Below are 19,651 nucleotides of genomic sequence, written 5' to 3' on the forward strand. Positions count from 1 at the left end.
AAGGCTCACCCGCCGCCGCATCGCTCGGAATCTGACGACACCCGCTAATCGCGCTCATCGGGAAGTGCACCGACCACGACGCGTGCAGCACGCGCCAGCTCGGCTTGCCACGCGGGCGGGCATCAGAACCTGCCGTCGTGCAGGTGCCTAAGCAGACCGTCGACTGCGATCCTGTGCCGCTTCCCTACGCCTCCAATGCTCGTCTGCCCTCATCGGCGCAGACCGCGTGGCCGAGACTGGACCTGAAGGCGCGAGCCTGAAGGCGCGAGCAACCTGCAGCCGAGAGCCGCCGAAAGGTTGGACCGTCGGCGTGCGCGGCACCCTGCTCCTACGCCTCGGTGCAGGCGTGTTCGCGTGACCCATCACAGGCCGGTGCGCAACAACAGACTTGTCCATCAAGCGAAGCCCCCGTGCCTGTGTCCCCGATCCGCTGTAGTTCCGCGGCACGCTGTTCGGCCTTCCCATACGCACGACGCCCGGGCCGGACGTTTCTCCACCGACGCAGGCTGACGATGCCGCACCCATCGCCGCCAAACCGCTCGCTCTCAGAGTCACCGGCACCCACCGACGTCCGCCCGGCCGTTTCAACTTTGCTCCAGCGCCAGCGTCTTGGCTCCCCGGTCGACGACAGTTCGCGGCCCGGAGGACGGGTGCTCGTGCCGACGATGACCCAGAGGCCGGCGACCTCATGATGGAGTGCAACCGACAGTCCACCGCGTGGTCGCACCCGCCGCCAAGCGTGCTCGCGATGCTGTGCACACCTAGGACATCCCGGCGGTTCCCGCGTCACTCCCACGCTCGCCGGCAACTCGCGGGTTGCAGCGACTGTTCCGACACATGGCGCCCTGCGCGGTCCCCACGCCTCACTGGCTCACCCGCTCAGAGCCCTTCGCCTCAACGCCTTCCGCGTTCGTTTCCAGCTGGAGGCGGATGAGGTCCGAGACAGCCCTCCGCGAACCGACGATGCCGGTTACCCAGAACGTTCAGGGCCACAAACGCGATCATCGTGTTTCACGTGAAACGGCGCACACGCCGACGCCGCGCCACGGATTGCTCGACCCGTCGCTCCTGCGGAGCCGGCCCGATCCGAGCCGGGGCGTCCCGCCCCCCGAAGTCCATCGGTCCCGCAGGAGGCACTCGTCTACTTGCCGCCCCCAGCACCAACCGCCGCGCGTCCGAATCTGTCGGCTGGACCCGCGCACGGCCCACGGCATGATCCGAGCACCCAAGCCGGCCGCTCAGACCTCGTCGTAGCGGGCGCGTATTCCACTGCTCCTGGTTCGCGGATACCGTGCCCGAAGGAGGAGTTCGACTCGCTTGAGGGACGGAACAGACACCGTTGGGGGGACACTCGGGTCGGCACGATCGCGGCATCAGTCTCCCTGGAGTACCGCGCCGACGTTCCCTCAACTTCTCAACCATCTGTGTCGCCGGGTGGCACGCTGTCAGCGCGCCGGCAGCTGGGTCGCCGAAGACGATAGGCTCGCCTGCCCACGCAGTCTCTGGGTGTGGCCACCAGGGCGCGGTCGTGGATAGCACGCCCGATCGGAGTGCCGCGGGTCTCGCTGTTGGCCGTCCTCGTTCGCTTCGGTGAAGCCAACACACCCTTCGTCCACCGCGCACTTCCGGGGTGAGTGGGCACGAGCCGCCAGAAGCGCACGGCTTCCGCCCTCGGCACCGTCAATCCCCGGCCGCCGGGCACGGTGGGGGAGTGAGTTCGGCCAACTGCCTCCTTGCAGAACCGGTCACGGTTGGCCGGCATCGTCCGGCACTCGTAACGGCAACCGCCGTACGCCGCCGCGCGCCGCGCCATGGCGCTGTCGTCGCCGATGCCTCGCGTTGGCTGCCCGAGTTCGCGAGCCGAGTGGAGCCCATAACTCGTACACCGAGCGACGAATGGCCGGGGCGGCTGTTCCGAAAATCCCGTCCCTTGGCGTCCCCTGAGCCCTGGCGCTCCCACAGCGTCTGAAGTTGGTCGGCCGGCCCATAGGTTGTTCGACCACCAGGGCCGGCGAAGCCACTTCAACCGGGCCACGGACACAGACACCCGCTGTCCCTGACCAACCTGCAATGGCTGGGCGGCCATCCCCGTCGACCGCATCAGTTGCGGCTCACCCCGTGAGCCGCGCCCTCGGTCACCAACATCGGTCGGCCCACCGCGATGGCAGGCCAGCAGGATCGAACGCCCCAGGAGGTGCGATGCGCGATCGCCGGCCAATGCCAACCGGACGTCAGGCAGAAGGCTGGAGCCCGAGCGCGCCTACTGTGCCACGGGAACGCCCCGCACAAAGTCACCGGCTTTTGAACGGCCCGCCTCCCCGTGACCGCTACGCCGAACGTCATCCGCCTCGGCTTCGGGACCCACGCACTTTCGCCCGACCCGGGTCACGGACGAGACGACGCAGGACTCGCCCCAAAGCGTCATCGCGCACCACCACGGGATGCCGAACCCAGCGCCCGTTCTCCAGATGTACGAACCTCGCCGTGGGCCGTGGGCGCTCACGGCCCACGTCTCGCCGAGGTGCCGCGGTACCCACTCGCGTCAGGTTGGCGAACCCCGCGCGCGGCCAACCCCTTGCCAGTGAGGTGGTGCGCTGACAGACCCGGGCGTGCCATGGCTGGACGGACACGTGGCGGCGTGCACTCGGCCGACGAGGTGTCCACTCGATGGCACTCAACAGAGCCGACCTCGCGCCAGGACGGCGGCGTTGTCTCCTGTCACCCCGACACCCGTCGCGATCCGACGCCGGACCGCTCTTGCTCACGACTGCAGGCATATTCGAGCATCGCGGCCGGCCGGCTCGGGACCACCGGCGGAGACCATCGTGATCGCAGACCGCCGGCAGCCCGCGAGGGATGGCAGCTCGTGGTGGGGCGGCACGGCACCCCGATACCGAACGACCTCGCCGCTTCGGCAGCACTCGACAAAGGCACCGTCGCGCGAGTCTGCCCGAGGTTGAGGTTTCACGTGAAACCACGAGATCACCACCAGAACCCACGGGTGCACACGGTGCGGCATTCCCCGAGCGCCCACCAAACGTCCTCCCCGTCCACGCCCGGCATGCGGCGCTCCACGCTGAAGACCGCAATGCTGGTGCGACCACCGACCACCGTGGGCCGCCGCACTCGCCGGTCAACGCCCCGGATCGGCAGACTGCGTCGGCAGTACTCGTCCGCCCCTGCGGCGCACGTTGTCGAAGGCGGCTCGTGCCTCCACCGTCACACACCACCTGGTACTCCGGGGCGCCGGCACTCGCGGCCGAGTCCGGTCGGATCTTTCAGTGGGACGAACACGGACCCGGAACAGCGTCCGCACAGTTGGCGCACGTGCAGCCACGGTCGCCTGGACTCCCGCTCGTCTGGCGGAAGAGTCCGGGCGCTCGGTCCCAGCCCACGCCAGCGGCCGGCGCGGGGACGCGGGGACGCGGGGACGCGGGGACGCGGGGACGCGGGGACGCGTCGAAGGCTTCGACGGTAGGGCGTCGCCCGGCAAGCTCGACCCCACCAACGACGTCTGCCCGAGCCCGAAGGGCCGAGCGTCGCCATCGCCTTCGAAACAGCCACGCTCGACCGCCAGTTGAAACACACACAGTCCCCGCCAGGCCTCAACGTCAGTCACAAGTCGAGGTCCGCAGGCGCACCAAGTCTGGCGCTGAGCTGACTGCGCGGATGCGCCACAGCATCAACTGGTCCCCGCGCAAAGTCGCCTCGACCTCCGCGCTGAGACGATCTCTCGGTTTCACGTGAAACATCGCAACGTCACCGCCACGGCACCGACACTGCCACGGCACCGGCGCGGGAACGGGAACGGGAACGGGCACCGACACCGGCATAAGCCGGTGTTCCACCGTCGAGCAGGACATGACGCCGGCCATTAGTTGTGGAGATATGGCCAGCCGCATCGCCGATAGGGGATGCACCACGCGCCACACGGACGCCGCCGCCTGGTTGCTCCCCGGCAGCCGCCTGCCCACCCGGAAGACCAGTCCACGCTCTCACTGGAGATCCGTCCAACGCCGAGGCAACTCGTGGACCACGGATGCGGTTGACCTTCCAGCGCACCTGACGGTCAGCGGGCACCCGGGTCCAACATGTGCGTTCATCCGAGGAGGGCTCCTGGAGCGAGCCGTATGGGACCGGAGCGCGTCCTCGTCCGGCGGCGGCATAGGCCTCGCGGCGGGCCTCCCCGGTTCAGCCGGCGACGTCCTCACCCATGTCCGGCGCGACTGCGGGACCGCCCGTCACGCGAGGACCTGGCTGCGCTCAGCGCGCACCAACGAGAACAGCAACAGTCCCCGCCCAACACCGTGTCACAACGGGACTAAGTGGCCGTTGCGTCAGGCGGGAGAGGAAGGCGATTCTCGACGAGCGAGCGGAGGATGATCGGGACAGGATCGTCTGCCAAAGACTGTGCGCCACGGCGTTTGGGCCTGACCCGCGCACAGGACCGACCCCGAAGCCGACGCCCTACGCAGTCGAGCCACGTCGAGGTCCGAGGCGCGTTCGATCGGGCCGGATCGGAGCAACGCCGCGGACGGAGCCACGCCAGAACCGAACCACGCCGGATCGCGGGCACCGGAATCGGAGTGCCGGATCGGGTCGCGGAACAGCATCCCGGACTTCAGAGTTCTCGGACGTACGCCTCGCAACAGGTCACTGGCCCGGCCTCGTGGGCATCAGCCCGGGCTGGCGGAGCGACAGCATGGCCCCGGCGGGCCGGTTGATCGCCGTCGTGCCGTTCAGCCCCACGGTGGCGCTGCCGGTCGTGGGCGCGTCGGGTTGCTGAGCGCCGATCCACCAGGCGGCACCCGTAGGTCCCGCGGCGGTCGCGACCGCACCGGCCGCATTGGCACCCAACCAGGGTCGCCGGGCCCAGACGACGGAGGCGATCGCCAGCAAGGCACCGCGAGCCTGCCGAGACCGAGCAGCGGAAGGTCGGCGATCATGCCCCAGCCGAGTGGCGGTGATGATCGAGCGGCCGATTCCTCCAACTAGACCCCGTCGTCGTGCGCGGCCTGGTGCCGCTGGCCGCCATCCACCCGCCCGACCCGGACAGGTTTCGAGTCCAGCAGGCGACCAGCCCCATAACCGGGACCGCTTCAACACCCCCACCCGGCAAGGAAGGGGGACGCGGACGCGTGAACCTGCTGGCTTCGGCCGTCAGCCGACGGCCACGGCCGAACCCGATGGGCCTCAACTTCCGTCAGGAAGCCGGACGGTTCCGGTGCTGGAGTCGGAACTGGCTCCCACGAGCGATCACCGATCGACGCGCGGTCCAGCCCCACGGGCTGGACGATCCGCCGGCACGACCGTCGGTTCCTTCGACCCACCACCTCGATCCGACCACGATCCGACCCTGAGGACCGGGAACGGTGTTGCGGTCGACGGCACCCTCGTCCGGGAGCCGTCGGCTCTACCTATACCGACCGGCTCTGCCGCGAAGCGGGGCAGGGGACCGGGGACATCATCAGGACTCGTGGCAGGTCGACGAAGACCCAGAGACAGAAAAGCGGGCCGCCCCATCAAGGACGGCCCGCATCATCAACCTAGTCTATTCTTGCTGTTCCACGCCGATGATCCCGACAATCCGCTCCAGGTCGTCTACCGTCGCGAACTCTATCGTGATCTTTCCCTTGCTCCGGCCGATGTCGACCTTCACCTTGGTGTCAAACCGGTCCGACAGCCGATCGGCCAGATCGACCAGCGCCGGAGCATGCGGCTTGGCGCGCCGCTTGGCAGCGGGCTGCTTCGCCTCACCCTCGGCGTTGGCGAGCGTCACCAACTCCTCGGTCGCCCGCACCGAAAGGCCCTCGGCGACGATGCGGGTCGCCAGCTTGTCCTGGGCGTCGGCCTGGTCGAGGCTGAGCAGGGCCCGGGCGTGGCCCGCGGAGAGCACTCCGGCAGCGACCCGCTTCTGCACCTGCGGGGGCAGGTTCAGCAGGCGGATGGTGTTGGAGATCTGCGGCCGGCTGCGGCCGATCTTCTTGGCCAGCTCGTCGTGCGTGGCGCCGAACTCCTCCAGCAGCTGCTGGTATGCCGCAGCCTCTTCCAGCGGGTTCAGCTGTGCCCGGTGGATGTTCTCCAGCAGAGCGTCGCGCAGCATGGCGTCGTCGCGGGTGTCCCGCACGATCGCCGGGATCATCTCCTTGCCGACGGCCTGGGCGGCACGCCAGCGCCGCTCGCCCATGACCAGTTCGTACTTGTCCTGGCCGAGCTCGCGGACGACGATCGGCTGCAGGAAGCCGACCTCCTGGATCGAGATCTTCAGTTCGTCGAGCATCTCGTCGTCGAAGATCTGCCGCGGTTGCTTCGCGTTGGGCACGATCGAGCCGACCGGGATCTCCGCGAACCGCGCACCGGGCACGGGTGCCAGGTCCGAGACCTGCGCCGGGGGAGGCATCTCCACGGCCTGAGGCACCTGCGGGGCCTCCACGGCGGCCGTGGTGGCCGGGGGAGCAGAGACTGGCATGACCTCGACCGGAGCGGCCTGCGCAGGCACTGGGGCCGTTACCGGGGCCGCGGGCGCGACCGGGGCCGACGGGATCAGTGCGCCGAGACCACGGCCGAGGCCTCCCTTACGAACGGGGGGCGGGGTCATACCGGCGCCTCGCCTTCCGCAGTGATGCTGTTCCGCGTGGTCATGCCGCAACTCCGATCTTCGCGCCGCGCTCGGCGATCTCCTGCGCGGCCTCGAAGTAACTGGTGGCTCCGCGCGAACCGGGATCATAAGTCATGACCGACTGCCCGTAGCTCGGTGCCTCGGAGACGCGCACGTTGCGGGGGATGACAGAGGTCAGCACCTTCTCCCCGAAGTGGTTGCGCACGTCCTGCTCGACCGCGTCCGCAAGGCGGGTACGGCGGTCGTACATGGTCAGCAGGATCGTGGACACGTCCAGGTTCGGGTTGAGGTGGGCCTTCACCAGGTTGATGTTGTTCAGGAGCTGGTTGAGGCCCTCCAGCGCGTAGTACTCGCACTGAATCGGGATGAGCACCTCCTGGGCGGCGCACAGCGCGTTGACCGTGAGCAGGCCCAGCGACGGGGGACAGTCGATGAAGACGTAGTCGAACTCCATCGGGAAGCCCTGGATCGCGCGGCCGAGCCGCGACTCGCGGGCGACCACGGAGACGAGCTCGATCTCGGCACCGGCGAGGTCGATGGTGGCCGGCACGCAGTAGAGGTTCGGAATGCCCTCGACCGCCTGTGCCACCTCCTCCATCGGCACCTGGTCGATCAGACAGTCGTAGACGTCCGGCACGCCCGCGTGGTGCGGCACGTTGAGTCCGGTCGAGGCGTTGCCCTGCGGGTCGAGGTCGACCACCAGGACACGGTTGCCGTGCAGGGCCAGGGCCACCGCAAGGTTCACGGTCGTGGTGGTCTTACCCACGCCGCCCTTCTGGTTGGCGACGCACATGACACGCTGCCGGGTCGGGCGAGGCATGGTCACCTCGCCGCTCGGGTTCAGGATCTGTACGGCGCGCATCGCTTCCATGGCCAACGGTGGGTCCTCCGAACTACCGGACGCTGTCGTGTTCGCGTCAGAAGCACCGTACGCGGTCGCACTCTGATCCTCACCCGCGACATGCGTAGAACTGGGTTGAGGGCGGGGCGACGGCGGCCGGTTGGCCGGGGGAGCGGACACCGGCACGTAGCCGGTGGCGCCGTGCGGAGCTGATGAGAACTCCGCGGGCGGCACACTGCTCCCCGGTGGCGGCACCGAGGCCGTCGCGCGGAAACCGGTCGCGTCAGGACTCGCCGGACCACTGGGCACCGGGTAGGGGTCCACCGCGCTGGACGAATACGTGTTCGCGACGGTCGGCCTCATACCGGAGCCCGGGTTGGCGGCGCCTCGCTGCGCCGGGGTTGATGTTTCACGTGAAACAACGCCGTAAGAGCCCTGGGGGAGGCTCATGCCGTATTCCTGCACCGTGTCATCCCTGCCCGCATCGGATCGGATGGCTGCGCCGGCCGGTCCGGCGCGCGCTGGCGTCTCTGCCGGCGGTGCAACGACCGCACCCGCGACAGTCGGGTCCACATTATCGACGCGCGGCCAGCCTACGGCGGTCGGGCGACGGAAGCTACCACAGTCGTCCGGTTGGGCACGCCCGAGACCGCCTTCTGGCTGGACATACACCAAGAATCCCGGCACGAGTGACATGCGACATCCGAGTTGTCTCCGCGCCGCCGAAACACCCGGCCAGCCGCCGGCCACGGGAGCGACGGGCGCGGCGCGCATGACCCGTCTGGCAGGCGGCGTGCCGGTGGCGAGCACCGCACCGGACAGGGGTGAGCGGATGGCCGCGCCCGCACCGGGGAACGCCCCGGCGTAGGTACGGGGGTGCGGCACGTCGGCCGAGGCGGACGCACCGGCACCGTCGGTTTGTAGGACACCCATCGTCGTGCGCCCTCTCCGTGAGCGGAGGGCGCACCGCTCAGCGCCGCCGTCCTCCGCGCCCTGCCCGCCGGGACGGCTTGGCAGTCTTCGGCACGACTTCCCGCTCCCGGACGATCTCCACCACGGTGGTCGGCGGATCGATCAGCCCGACGCCGCACTGGTGGATCACGGGCGTTCCGCCGCCGAGCCGGGCGACGGCGTCGCCGTGCTCCACGATCTCGTCGGCGGCGGACACCCCCTTGAGCGCCAGCAGGCGGCCACCCAGTGAGGCCAGCGGCAGACACCAGCCCGCCAGCCGGTCCAGCGGCGCCACCGCGCGAGCGGTGACCACGTCCGCGCTGAGCTGGCCGATCTGCTCCTCCGCGCGGCCGCGTACCACGGTGACCTGGCCGGTCAGGCCGAGGGCTGCCACCGCCTCCTCCAGGAAGGCGGTCCGACGTGCCAGTGGTTCAACCAGAATGACCGAAATATCCGGTCTAGCCACTGCGAGCACGATACCGGGCAGACCCGCCCCGGAGCCCACGTCGACGACCGTGGCGGACGGGGAAATCAGCTCGGCCACGGCGGCGCAGTTCAGCAGGTGCCGATCCCACAGCCGCGGGGCCTCGCGCGGGCCGATCAGGCCACGCACCACGCCGTCGGTGGCCAGCAGCGCCACGTAACGCGTGGCGGTGTCGAGCCGGTCGCCGAACAGTGCCTCGGCGGCCGGACGAAGGTCGGGGGAGAGCACGGAGCCGGTCACCCCGTCGGGGATGACCGGCTCCGTCACGTCGTCGGAACTCACGCCGGACGTACCACGATCCGACGGTTGGGCTCGACGCCCTCGGACTCGCTCTGCACCCCCGCCGCGGCGTTGACCACGTCGTGCACGCACTTGCGCTCGAAGGCGGACATCGGCTCCAGCTTGACGGCCTCACCGTGCTGCTTGACCTTCTCGACCGCGTTCTTGGCCAGCGCGCCCAACTCCTTGCGACGCTGGTCGCGGTAGCCGCCGACGTCCAGCAGCAGCCGGCTCGGCTCGCCGGTCTGCTTGAAGATCGCCAGGCGGGTCAGCTCCTGCAGGGCCTCCAGGGTCGCCCCGCGCGGGCCGACGAGGGACTGCAGGCGGCTGCCGACCACCTCGACCACCGGGCGGCCGGCGGAGACCAGCTCGTCGATGTCGCCGTCGGCGTCCAGGATGTCCAGCAGGCCCTCGATGTAGTCCGCCGCGATCTCGCTCTGGCGGAACAGGTCGGCGTCGCTGGTGGCCTTGCGCTTGGGAGTGGCGGCCTCGTCGGCGCCCTCCTCGGTCTCGGCCGCGCCGTCCTCGGTCTCGGCGAGGTCTTCGACTGCCACGTCGTCCAGCTCAGTCTGGTCGGTCACGTTCTTCTCCGGGTGTTCGGTCCGATCAAAACCCCGTGATCGGCCCCGCGCCTCACGACGCGGGGATCACGAGCAGGTCTGTGTGGGGGTGGCAGTCAGCCGCGAGTTGCCTGCGGTAGCGGCCGCTCGGTGTCATCCGCAGCGGAGCGGAGGATGACACCGATTAAGGCGGCGGTAGCGGGCAACCATGTCACAGCTCAGCCGACGTTCTTCTTCACGGTCTTGCGCTTGGCGTTGGCCGGCTTGGCGCCCACCTTCGGCGCGAGCGCCTTGGCGACCTCCGGGTCGACGACCTTCGGCTCCGGCTTGCCGCCCATCTTCGGCGGCGGGTACTTCTTCAGCACCCACATCTGCTGGCCGAGGGTGAAGAGGTTCGTCGTGGTCCAGTAGATGATCAGACCCAGCGGGAAGGCCACGGCGGAGATGATCAGGGTCGCCGGGATGCCGTACAGCATCAGCTTCTGCATCATCTTCTGGGTGGGGTCCTCGGACCAGCCGGTCTTCAGGATCATCTGGCGGCTGGTCATGTAGGTCGTGATGATCATGACAACGCCGAGGATGCCGCAGAGCACGGCGGCGGTGCCGCCGTCACGGAAGGTCGCGCCGATGGAGACGCCGAACAGGTCGGCGGACATGCCGCTCTGGAACTGGGCCGCGGTCCACCCGTAGAGGGTCTCGTCGACGGTGCCCGTGCCCAGGCGCTTGATGACGTGGAACACGCCGAAGAAGATCGGCATCTGGATCAGCAGCGGCAGGCAGCCCATCAGCGGGTTGGCCTTCTCCCGCCGGTAGAGCTCCATCATCTCGCGCTGGAGCGTTTCCTTGTCACCCTTGTGCTTCTCCTGCAGCGCCTTGAGCTGCGGCTGGAGAGTCTGCATCGCCCGCTGTGAGCGGATCTGCTTGATGAACAGCGGGAACAGCAACACCCGCACCGTCAGCACCAGGAACACGATCGCCAGGACCCAGTCCCAGTTGGTGGCGAGCCACGTGCCGTCGCCCCAGAGTTTGTCGAAGAGACTGTGCCATAGCAGCAGGACCTTCGAGACGATCGTGTAGATCCAGTCCATCATGAGGGTGTTGCTCCAGTCACATCAGTACTACGGCGGGTGTTGGGTGGCACAGGGTCATATCCGCCCGGGTGAAAGGGATGGCAGCGACCGAGCCGCTTGACCGTCAGCCAGAACCCCCGCAGCGCGCCGTGGAGCGCTATCGCCTCCAGCGCGTACGCGCTGCAAGACGGGTAGAACCGGCAACGGGCCGGCAGGCCCGGACTCACCCAACGACGGTACGCGATGATGGGTAGGGCCAGCACGCGCCCGGCGAGTGTCGTGGGTCGCGACGGCTGCGTCATGGCTTACCCCCCGTTGACCTGCGGCGCGAGGCCTGGCCGGGGTCGCGCTTGAGCGCCGCGGCGAGCGCGCCGTCAAGGTCCCGGCCCAGCTGTTCGTACGAGGCGGACGCCGCCTGCGGCAGCGCGCGCACCACTACGGTGGACCCGGCAGGCAGCCGACCCAACCGGTCGGCCGCCAGATGACGCAGCCGGCGCTTCACCGTGTTGCGGGTCACCGCGTTCCCCACCGCCTTGGAGACCACGAATCCCGCCTGTGAGACCTGCCCGGGCACGACAACGGCGTGGCCGGGAGCGTCTCCCTGCCACGCCGTTTCATGTTCGGTTGCCGTTGCGGGCACCGTCAGGTGCACCACCACGGCGCCACGACCGGCTCGGCGGCCGGCCCGCACGGCGGCGGCGAAGTCAGCGCTTCGCCTCAACCTGTGCGCAGCTGGCAGCATCCGAGGCCCGTCCGGGGGTCTCAGACCGCCAGGCGGGCGCGGCCCTTGCCCCGGCGCGACGACAGCACCGCGCGCCCGGCGCGGGTGCGCATACGCAGCCGGAAGCCGTGGGTCTTCGCGCGCCGACGGTTGTTCGGCTGGTACGTGCGCTTGCTCACGTCAGGTCTCCTGGGGATCGCCCCGCCCTTGAGCGGGGATGTTCTAGCTTCTCGCGGATGCACCGCCCGGTTGACGGCAGGATCGGGACGAAAGATCTCGATCTTGTCTGAGTCAGGGCGGACGCCGCAACCGACACCCTAGCAGAGGGTGATGGAGCAACCGCTCCAGGGTACACGTGCGGTCGATGTCCGCCAAGAACTCTTCGCAGCTCACTCATCGTGTCAACAGCGGGCGCTCGGTGGCAACCGACAGTGTCGTTATCAACACTCACCGAGAGTGAAGCTGTGGACAACAGGTGGACGCCTGTGGATAACCCTGTTAGCGTGCCGGAGTGCCCGACTGACGGCGCTGCCCATTAATTGTGGCGGTTACCGCAAAACCGGGCAATAAGGTGGCTCGTTCGGCACGGTGGGCCGTGTTGCAGGCGCTCTTGCGCCGGATAGGGCGACCCACACCAGCCGGACCCCGGATACCGATCGACACACAGCCTGTGGATAACTTGTGGAGAACCTCGTTTATTCGGGGGATAACCCGGGGGAAAACCACGGACCGTGATTACACCGTCATTGATCGGAGCCGTCGTGCGGGAGCTGACGGGTAGCCCGGTCCGGAACCGAGCCCCCGCTACACGGAATCGAAGGGTCGAGCGCATGAACGAGGCTGACAGGTGAGCGACCTCAACGCCGTGTGGCTGGCTGCCACCGACGAGCTGGCCGACGAGATCGTCTCGGCGCAGCACCGCGCGTACCTGCGGCTCACCCAGGCCCTCGCGGTGGTCGACGACCTCGTGCTGCTGAGCGTGCCGGACGCGTTCATCCGCGACATCATCGAGACGAAGCTGCGCACCGCCATCACCGACACGCTGTCCCGGATCATGGGCCGGCCGGTGCAGGTGGCCGTGAAGGTGCGGCCCCCGGACGAGTCCGCGGCCCGCGCGACGCCACCGCCCCCGCCGCCGCTGCCCACCGAGTACACCCCGGTGGCGTACACCGCGCCCGTCTACACCCCGCCGCCCACCGAGCACCCCGTCGTGGCACCCGCCGCCGACGGCGAGGACGCGCTGTTCGCCGTCCCGGTGCCGCGGCACCCCGAGGTCGCCCCGGTGCGCGCCGCCGCGCTGCGCACCCCCGACCGCGACGGACCATCCGACTCCGGCCCCGGCCGGGGCACCGGCCCGATGGACAGCCGCGCTGTGCCGCACCCGCTCGCCGCGGTACGCGAGGAACGGGAGCGCCGTCCCGGCGCCACGCCCGGCTCGGCCGCGGGCGACGCCGGCGGCAACAAGCTGAACCCGAAGTACCGCTTCGAGACCTTCGTCATCGGCTCCTCCAACCGGTTCGCGCACGCCGCGTCGGTGGCGGTCGCCGAGTCCCCGGCGAAGGCCTACAACCCGCTGTTCATCTACGGCGGCTCGGGGCTGGGCAAGACCCACCTGCTCCACGCGATCGGCCACTACGCCCAGGAGCTCGGCCACGCCCGCAGCGTCCGGTACGTGTCGACCGAGGAGTTCACCAACGACTTCATCAACTCGATCCGCGACGACAAGGCCAGCGCGTTCCAGCGCCGCTACCGCGACGTGGACATCCTCCTGATCGACGACATCCAGTTCCTGGAGAAGCGCGACCGGACCCAGGAGGAGTTCTTCCACACCTTCAACACCCTGCACAACGCGAACAAGCAGATCGTCATCACCTCCGACCGCTCGCCCAAGGCGCTGTCGACGCTGGAGGACCGGCTGCGCACCCGGTTCGAGTGGGGCCTGCTGGCCGACATCCAGCCGCCGGACCTCGAGACCCGCATCGCGATCCTGCAGAAGAAGGCCGCCCAGGAGCGCCTGCACGCGCCCGCCGACGTGCTGGAGTTCATCGCCTCCCGGGTGTCCAACTCCATCCGCGAACTCGAGGGCGCGCTGATCCGCGTCACGGCGTACGCCAACCTCAGCCGCGAGCAGGTCAAACTGTCGATCGCGGAGGAGGTGCTGCGCGACTTCATCCCCGACGACGCCGCACCGGAGATCACCGCCGACCAGATCATGCTGTCCACCTCGGAGTACTTCGGCGTCAGCCTGGAGGACCTGCGCGGCCACTCCCGCTCCCGGGTGCTGGTCAACGCGCGTCAGGTGGCCATGTATCTGTGCCGCGAGCTGACCGACCTCTCCCTGCCCCGGATCGGGCAGGCCTTCGGCGGCCGCGACCACACCACGGTCATGCACGCCGACCGCAAGATCCGGCAGCAGATGGCGGAGCGGCGGTCCCTCTACAACCAGATTGCCGAACTCACCAACCGCATCAAGCAGATCTAGGGGGCAGCGGAGGCGGCGGGAACGTCGGTCCGCTGACCTGGACGAAAGCCCCATCGCGGTACGCGAACCCGCGCTCCTCGGGCTCGATGCGCTCGGCCCCGTCATCGTTGCCGCGACCCTCGATCCGCACCGTGACCACGTCCCCGCGTACCGACACGTGCGCGGGGTCGATCGACGGCCCGAACGCGAAAGTGGCCGGGTCGAGCACGAAACCGAGCGGGCGGAGCGTGCCGTCGGCGACGGTCAGCGCCAGCAGCTGATCGCGCGTGAAGATCCCGTCGATCCGGCAGCTGACCAGAACCACAAGCTCGTCGCCGGGCACCCCGTCGAGATCGGCGCGCACCGGCGGCGACAGCTCGGAGACGGACAGCCGGTTATAAGGAGGGTCCTTCTCGACGCCGTCGACGAAGGTCCGCCGGCCCGCCGTACACAGCACCAGTTCCGGCAACTCGAAGGAAGAGTTGCCGACGTCGACCTTCGGCGCGGACCGGGCCGCGGTGGGGGACGCCACGGCAGGCCCGGAAGCGGAGGCCGACGCGGAGGACGTGACCACCGGACTCCTCGACCGCCCGGCGTACAGCGTCGTCGCGGCGACCGTGCCGCCGGAGAGCACCGCGACGGCGACGAGCGCCGCGGCCGTTCTGCGCCGGGTCCGGCGGCGGGACGCGACGAGCACCCGGGGGTAGAGGTCGACAGGCTCGACCTGTGCCGCGAGGTCGGCGAGTCCGGCGCGGAAGAAGTCGTTCATCGCAGCTTCCTGTCGCTGATCGGGGAGTCGAGCAGATGCGGCGCGACCGTGCGCAGCCTCGCCAGGGCCTTGGACGACTGCGACTTGACCGTGCCGACCGTCACGCCGAGCAGCTCGGCGACCTCCGACTCGGTCCGGTCCTCGAAGTAGCGCAGGACGAGCACGGCACGCTGGCGGGCGCCGAGGTGGCCGAGCGCATCCTGGAGAGCGAGCCGGGTGACCGCCCGCGCCTGCTCGTCGACGGCGTGCCGCAGACCCGCACCCGGCTCGGGCGGCAGGTCGGTCAGCCGTTCCGGGGAGCGCTTGCGGCGACGCCACCACGAGATCTGCAGGTGATACATGATCTTGCGGGTGTACGCCTCCGGGCTGCTGTCGCGCAGACGGTGCCACACCTGATGGGTGCGGATCAGGGCGTCGTTGACGAGATCCTCGGCCAGATGCTGGTCACCGGTGAGCAGATACGCCGCTCGCAGCAGCGCCGGTGTCCGCCCCCGGACGAACGCCTCGAACTCGTCGGCGCGCGATGCGTCCATCGTGATCCGCCTTGTGGGTAGGGGGTGTTCCGAGCCGGGTACGCCCCCAGTAAGTCGTCCGCGGAGGGGAAAGGTTGCCCGTTGTCCACAGTGATCGTGGATAACTCCGTGGATAACCCGGTGGATTGCCTGTGGATCCGCTGTGGACGGATGTGGACAGAGATTCCGCCAAAAATCTTGCTGTGGAAAGAGTGTGGACGCCCGTGTGGACGGAGCCCTTGATCCGTGGACAGCGAGCCATGATCGGTGGATATCGCTGTGGAGAACGTGGATGGCCTGTGTCCACAGTTTGGGGAGAACCACTGGGGATTGCCGGTGGATAACCTGTGGACGCCGGTGGACAACCGGTGGACGAAGCTCGGGCTGTGGAGAACTCGGCCGGTTATCCACCGCCCGTCCACCGCTCCTCCACAGCCCTGCATGCGCACTGACCAGGGGTAACGGCGTTAATCCACAGTTTCCACAGCACCGATGATGAAGACGGGAGTTATCTCTAAGAGAGAAATCAAGAAATCATCGGGGTTCGGGAAGTTGTGGATGCTCGGCCGCCGCCGATCCACAGGGGTCGCCGAGGGGAGATCGCCCGGAGGTCCTAAGGTTTCAGTGGTCAGCTTGGCAGCATCGACGTGACCACAGGAGGGCTGAGATGAAGTTTCGGGTAGAGCGTGACGCGCTCGCCGACGCCGTGGCCTGGACCGCCAAGAGCCTTCCGAGCCGGCCCTCGGTGCCGGTCCTCGCGGGCGTGATGCTGCGGGTCGCCGACGGCCGCCTGCACGTCTCCGGCTTCGACTACGAGGTCTCCAACCAGGTGGACGTGGAGGTGCAGGCCGACGCGGACGGCGCGACCCTGGTCTCCGGCCGCCTGCTCGCCGAGATCACCAAGGCCCTGCCGGCCAAGCCGGTGGAGATCGCCGCCGTCGGCGCGCACCTGGAGCTGGTCTGCGGCAGCGCCCGGTTCACCCTGCCGACGATGCCGGTCGAGGACTACCCGACCCTGCCGGAGCTGCCCGCCAGCGCGGGCCGCGTCGACGCCGCGGTGTTCGCCTCGGCCGTGTCCCAGGTCGCCATCGCGGCCGGGCGCGACGAGACCCTGCCGATGATGACGGGCGTGCGGCTGGAGCTGTCCGGGGACACCCTGGCCCTGCTCGCCACGGACCGCTACCGGCTGGCCATCCGGGAGATCTCCTGGACGCCGGACGACCCGGAGATCAGCGTCAACGCGCTCGTCCCGGCGCGCACCCTGGCCGACACCGCCAAGACGCTCGGCCCGACCGGCGGCGACGTCACCATCGCGCTGGCCAGCGGCGGCGCGGGCGAGGGCATGATCGGCTTCCTGGGCGGTTCGAAGGTCGGCGGCTCCCGCCGCACCACCAGCCGCCTGCTCGACGGCCAGTCGTACCCGCCGGTGCGCTCGCTGTTCGCGCCCAGCTACGCCTCCGAGGCCCGGGTCACCGTCTCGGCGCTGGTCGAGGTCGTCAAGCGCGTCTCGCTCGTCGCCGAGAAAGCCACGCCGGTGCGGTTGAGCTTCAGCGAGGATGGTCTCGTGGTCGAGGCGGGCGGCACCGAAGAGGCACGGGCGAGCGAGGCGATGGACGCCACCTTCACCGGTGAGTCGATGACGATCGCCTTCAACCCGCAGTACCTCATCGAGGGCCTGGCCGCGCTCGGCGCGCCGACCGCGGTGTTCTCATTCAACGACCCGTTCAAGCCCGCGGTGATCACCCCCGCCGACGCCGACGGTGCGGCGATTCCCGGGTTCCGCTACCTGATCATGCCGATCAGGGTGGGCCGCTGACACAGCGGCCAGGCTCCAACGCACCAAGGGGGAAGACATGCAGCTCGGTCTGGTCGGACTCGGCAAGATGGGCGGCAACATGCGTGACCGCCTGCGCGAGGCGGGTCACGACGTCGTCGGATACGACCGCAACCCGGCACTGTCCGACGCCGAGAACCTGGCCGACCTCGTCGCCAAGCTGGCGGCCCCGCGCGCGGTGTGGGTGATGGTGCCCGCGGGCGTCACCGAGGCCACCATCGACGAGCTGGCCCCGCTGCTCAGCCCCGGTGACCTGATCATCGACGGCGGGAACTCGCGCTTCTCCTCGGACGGCCCGCGCGCCGGCCGGCTGAGCACGCGGGGCATCGGCTACATGGACGTCGGCGTGTCAGGCGGCGTCTGGGGCAAGGACAACGGCTATGGCCTGATGGTCGGCGGTTCCGACGAGAACGTCGCCCGGATGATGCCGATCTTCGACACGCTCAAGCCGGCCGGCGAGTTCGGGTTCGTGCACGCCGGCCCGGTCGGCGCCGGCCACTACGCCAAGATGGTGCACAACGGCATCGAGTACGGCCTGATGCACGCCTACGCCGAGGGCTTCGAGCTGCTGGAGGCCTCCGAGCTGGTCACCAACGTGCCGGGCGTGTTCCGGTCGTGGCGGGAGGGCACCGTCATCCGGTCCTGGCTGCTCGACCTGATGGACCTCGCGCTCACCGACGACGCGCACCTGGAGAAGCTCAAGGGCTACGCCGACGACACCGGCGAGGGCCGCTGGACCGTCGAGGAGGCGATCCGCCTCGCGGTGCCGATGCACGTCATCTCCGCGGCGCTGTTCGCCCGCTTCGAGTCCCGCCAGGACGACTCCCCGGCCATGAAGGCGATCGCCGCGCTGCGCAACCAGTTCGGTGGACACGCCGTGCAGCAGGCCGGCTGAGTTGTACGTCAGAAGGCTCGAACTCGTCGACGTCCGCTCGTACCCACGGGTGGGCGTCGACCTCGAGCCGGGGCCGAACGTGCTGATCGGCCCGAACGGGGTGGGCAAGACCAACCTGGTCGAGGCGCTGGGCTACGTCGCCACGCTGGCCAGCCACCGGGTCTCTACCGACGCCCCGCTGGTGCGGGTGGGCGCGAGCACCGGGGTGATCCGCTGCGCGATCGTGCACGAGCGCCGCGAGCTGCTGGTCGAGCTGGAGATCGTGCCGGGCAAGGCCAACCGGGCCCGGCTCGGCCGGTCCCCGGCCCGCCGCCCCCGCGACATCCTCGGCGCGCTGCGGCTCGTGCTGTTCGCGCCGGAGGACCTGTCCCTGGTTCGCGGTGATCCCGACCAGCGGCGGCGCTACCTGGACGACCTGCTCACGGCCCGGCAGCCCCGGTTCGCCGCGGTGCGGGCCGACTACGACCGGGTGCTCAAGCAGCGCAACGCCCTGCTGCGCACCGCGTACCTCAGCCGCAAGGTCGGCGGGGCGCGGGGCGGTGACCTGAGCACCCTCGAAGTGTGGGACAGCCACCTCGCCGAGCACGGGGCGCAGCTGCTGCGCGCCCGGCTCGCCCTCGTCGAGCAGCTCGCGCCCTACCTCGAGGACGCCTACCAGCAGGTCAGCGCCGGAATGGGCAAGGCGGTCGCGGAGTACCGCGCCTCGGTGCCCGAGCCGACACCGGAGGCGATGCTGGCCGCGCTGGCCGAGGTGCGCGCCGACGAGATTGCCCGGGGCACCACGCTGGCCGGGCCGCACCGCGACGACCTGGTGCTGCGGCTCGGCGACCTGCCGGTGAAGGGCTATGCCAGCCACGGCGAGTCATGGTCGTACGCGCTCGCGCTCCGGCTGGCCGGCTACAGCCTGCTGCGGGCGGACGGCATCGAGCCGGTGCTGGTCCTCGACGACGTGTTCGCCGAGCTGGACACCGGCCGGCGCGAACGGCTGGCCCAGCTCATCGGCGACGCCGCCCAGGTGATCATCACGTGTGCGGTGGAGGCCGACGTGCCGGCCGCACTGCGCGGCGCGCGATACTTCGTGACACCCGGGGAGGTGAACCGTGGCTGATCCCGTACCCCCCGCGGAGCAGCACGGCCCGGAGCTGGCGCGGGCCGCGCTGGACGCGGCGCTCAAGAAACGCGCGGCGCGGCACCAGGCCGCGGCGGAGGCCCGGGCCAAGGGCGACAGCCCCGCCCGCTACCGGCCGCGCGGCTACTCCGGCCCCGGGCCCGACCCGCGCGACCCGGCCAAGCTCGGCGACGTGCTGTCCCGGCTGATGAAGGCGCGCGGCTGGCAGCGCCCGACGGCCGAGGCGACCGTGTTCGGCGAGTGGGAGAAGTGCGTCGGCCCGGACATCGCCGCGCACAGCCGCCCGGTGAAGCTGGAGAACGGCGAGCTGACCGTGGAGGCCGAGTCCACGGCCTGGGCGACCCAGCTGCGCCTGCTCGCCCGCACGATCCTCACTCGCATCGCCGGCACCGTGGGCAACAACGTCGTCACCAAACTCCACATCCACGGCCCCGCCGCCCCCTCCTGGACCCACGGGCGCAAGCGCGTCCGCGGCACCGGCCCCGGCGACACCTACGGCTGACCCACCCGGCCACCCGCCTCATGC

The 19,651-nt window shown here is 69.7% G+C and carries 16 protein-coding genes; 5 read left to right on the forward strand and 11 right to left on the reverse strand.

Annotated elements, in window-relative coordinates; genetic code table 11:
- Positions 1 to 4,653: 4,653 nt before the first annotated feature.
- The 9 genes from HAV39_RS07995 to rpmH form a co-directional block, all read right to left on the reverse strand.
- Entirely contained in the window at positions 4,654 to 4,899 is a 246-nt protein-coding gene (locus tag HAV39_RS07995; RefSeq protein ID WP_191838532.1) for a hypothetical protein, read from the reverse strand.
- A gap of 652 nt (positions 4,900 to 5,551) precedes the next feature.
- On the reverse strand, positions 5,552 to 6,598 hold the full coding sequence (locus tag HAV39_RS08000) for a ParB/RepB/Spo0J family partition protein (protein ID WP_191838533.1): 1,047 nt from the start codon (positions 6,596 to 6,598) through the stop codon (positions 5,552 to 5,554).
- A 40-nt stretch (positions 6,599 to 6,638) separates the two neighbouring features.
- Positions 6,639 to 7,910: a ParA family protein gene (locus tag HAV39_RS08005; RefSeq protein WP_373311821.1), complete on the reverse strand. Its 1,272-nt coding sequence runs from the start codon at positions 7,908 to 7,910 to the stop codon at positions 6,639 to 6,641.
- 520 nt (positions 7,911 to 8,430) lie between these two features.
- A complete protein-coding gene (gene rsmG, locus HAV39_RS08010; protein WP_191838740.1) occupies positions 8,431 to 9,147 on the reverse strand; it encodes a 16S rRNA (guanine(527)-N(7))-methyltransferase RsmG in 717 nt (238 codons plus the stop codon).
- 26 nt (positions 9,148 to 9,173) lie between these two features.
- The gene (locus tag HAV39_RS08015; RefSeq protein WP_373311820.1) at positions 9,174 to 9,728 is read right to left on the reverse strand and encodes a Jag family protein; all 555 of its coding nucleotides are present in this window, start codon (positions 9,726 to 9,728) and stop codon (positions 9,174 to 9,176) included.
- A gap of 224 nt (positions 9,729 to 9,952) precedes the next feature.
- Positions 9,953 to 10,825, reverse strand: a complete 873-nt coding sequence (yidC, locus tag HAV39_RS08020; RefSeq protein WP_373311819.1) for a membrane protein insertase YidC — start codon at positions 10,823 to 10,825, stop codon at positions 9,953 to 9,955.
- Entirely contained in the window at positions 10,822 to 11,106 is a 285-nt protein-coding gene (gene yidD, locus HAV39_RS08025; RefSeq protein WP_191838534.1) for a membrane protein insertion efficiency factor YidD, read from the reverse strand. Before yidD ends, yidC begins: the two co-directional genes overlap by 4 nt.
- Positions 11,103 to 11,546 (reverse strand): ribonuclease P protein component, encoded by a 444-nt coding sequence (gene rnpA, locus HAV39_RS08030; protein ID WP_191838535.1) that lies wholly within the window; start codon positions 11,544 to 11,546, stop codon positions 11,103 to 11,105. The genes yidD and rnpA overlap by 4 nt, the downstream gene beginning before the upstream one ends.
- 20 nt (positions 11,547 to 11,566) lie before the next feature.
- Positions 11,567 to 11,704, reverse strand: coding sequence for a 50S ribosomal protein L34 (gene rpmH / locus HAV39_RS08035; protein WP_120317612.1), 138 nt, complete (start codon positions 11,702 to 11,704; stop codon positions 11,567 to 11,569).
- A gap of 668 nt (positions 11,705 to 12,372) precedes the next feature.
- On the opposite strand from rpmH, the gene dnaA reads away from it, so the two are divergent.
- Positions 12,373 to 14,007: a chromosomal replication initiator protein DnaA gene (dnaA, locus tag HAV39_RS08040; protein ID WP_191838536.1), complete on the forward strand. Its 1,635-nt coding sequence runs from the start codon at positions 12,373 to 12,375 to the stop codon at positions 14,005 to 14,007.
- Here the strand turns inward: dnaA and HAV39_RS08045 are convergent.
- Together HAV39_RS08045 and HAV39_RS08050 are read right to left on the reverse strand one after the other, a co-directional pair.
- Positions 13,994 to 14,755, reverse strand: a complete 762-nt coding sequence (locus tag HAV39_RS08045) for a hypothetical protein (RefSeq protein WP_191838537.1) — start codon at positions 14,753 to 14,755, stop codon at positions 13,994 to 13,996. The two genes, dnaA and HAV39_RS08045, sit on opposite strands and share 14 nt — an antisense overlap.
- Entirely contained in the window at positions 14,752 to 15,288 is a 537-nt protein-coding gene (locus tag HAV39_RS08050; RefSeq protein ID WP_191838538.1) for a SigE family RNA polymerase sigma factor, read from the reverse strand. The genes HAV39_RS08045 and HAV39_RS08050 overlap by 4 nt, the downstream gene beginning before the upstream one ends.
- 646 nt (positions 15,289 to 15,934) lie before the next feature.
- Between HAV39_RS08050 and dnaN the strand changes: the two genes are divergently transcribed.
- The 4 genes from dnaN to HAV39_RS08070 are packed head-to-tail and all read left to right on the forward strand — an operon-like array spanning position 15,935 to position 19,627.
- Positions 15,935 to 17,083 (forward strand): DNA polymerase III subunit beta, encoded by a 1,149-nt coding sequence (gene dnaN / locus HAV39_RS08055; RefSeq protein ID WP_191838539.1) that lies wholly within the window; start codon positions 15,935 to 15,937, stop codon positions 17,081 to 17,083.
- A gap of 37 nt (positions 17,084 to 17,120) precedes the next feature.
- Entirely contained in the window at positions 17,121 to 17,996 is an 876-nt protein-coding gene (gene gnd, locus HAV39_RS08060; RefSeq protein ID WP_191838540.1) for a phosphogluconate dehydrogenase (NAD(+)-dependent, decarboxylating), read from the forward strand.
- A gap of 1 nt (position 17,997) precedes the next feature.
- Positions 17,998 to 19,104 carry a DNA replication/repair protein RecF gene (recF, locus tag HAV39_RS08065; RefSeq protein ID WP_191838541.1) on the forward strand — a complete coding sequence of 369 codons (1,107 nt, stop codon included), beginning with the start codon at positions 17,998 to 18,000 and terminating at the stop codon, positions 19,102 to 19,104.
- Positions 19,097 to 19,627: a DciA family protein gene (locus tag HAV39_RS08070; RefSeq protein ID WP_191838542.1), complete on the forward strand. Its 531-nt coding sequence runs from the start codon at positions 19,097 to 19,099 to the stop codon at positions 19,625 to 19,627. Before recF ends, HAV39_RS08070 begins: the two co-directional genes overlap by 8 nt.
- Positions 19,628 to 19,651 lie beyond the last annotated feature (24 nt).

Source organism: Catellatospora chokoriensis (assembly GCF_011297315.1).
GTDB classification, from domain to species: domain Bacteria; phylum Actinomycetota; class Actinomycetes; order Mycobacteriales; family Micromonosporaceae; genus Catellatospora; species Catellatospora citrea.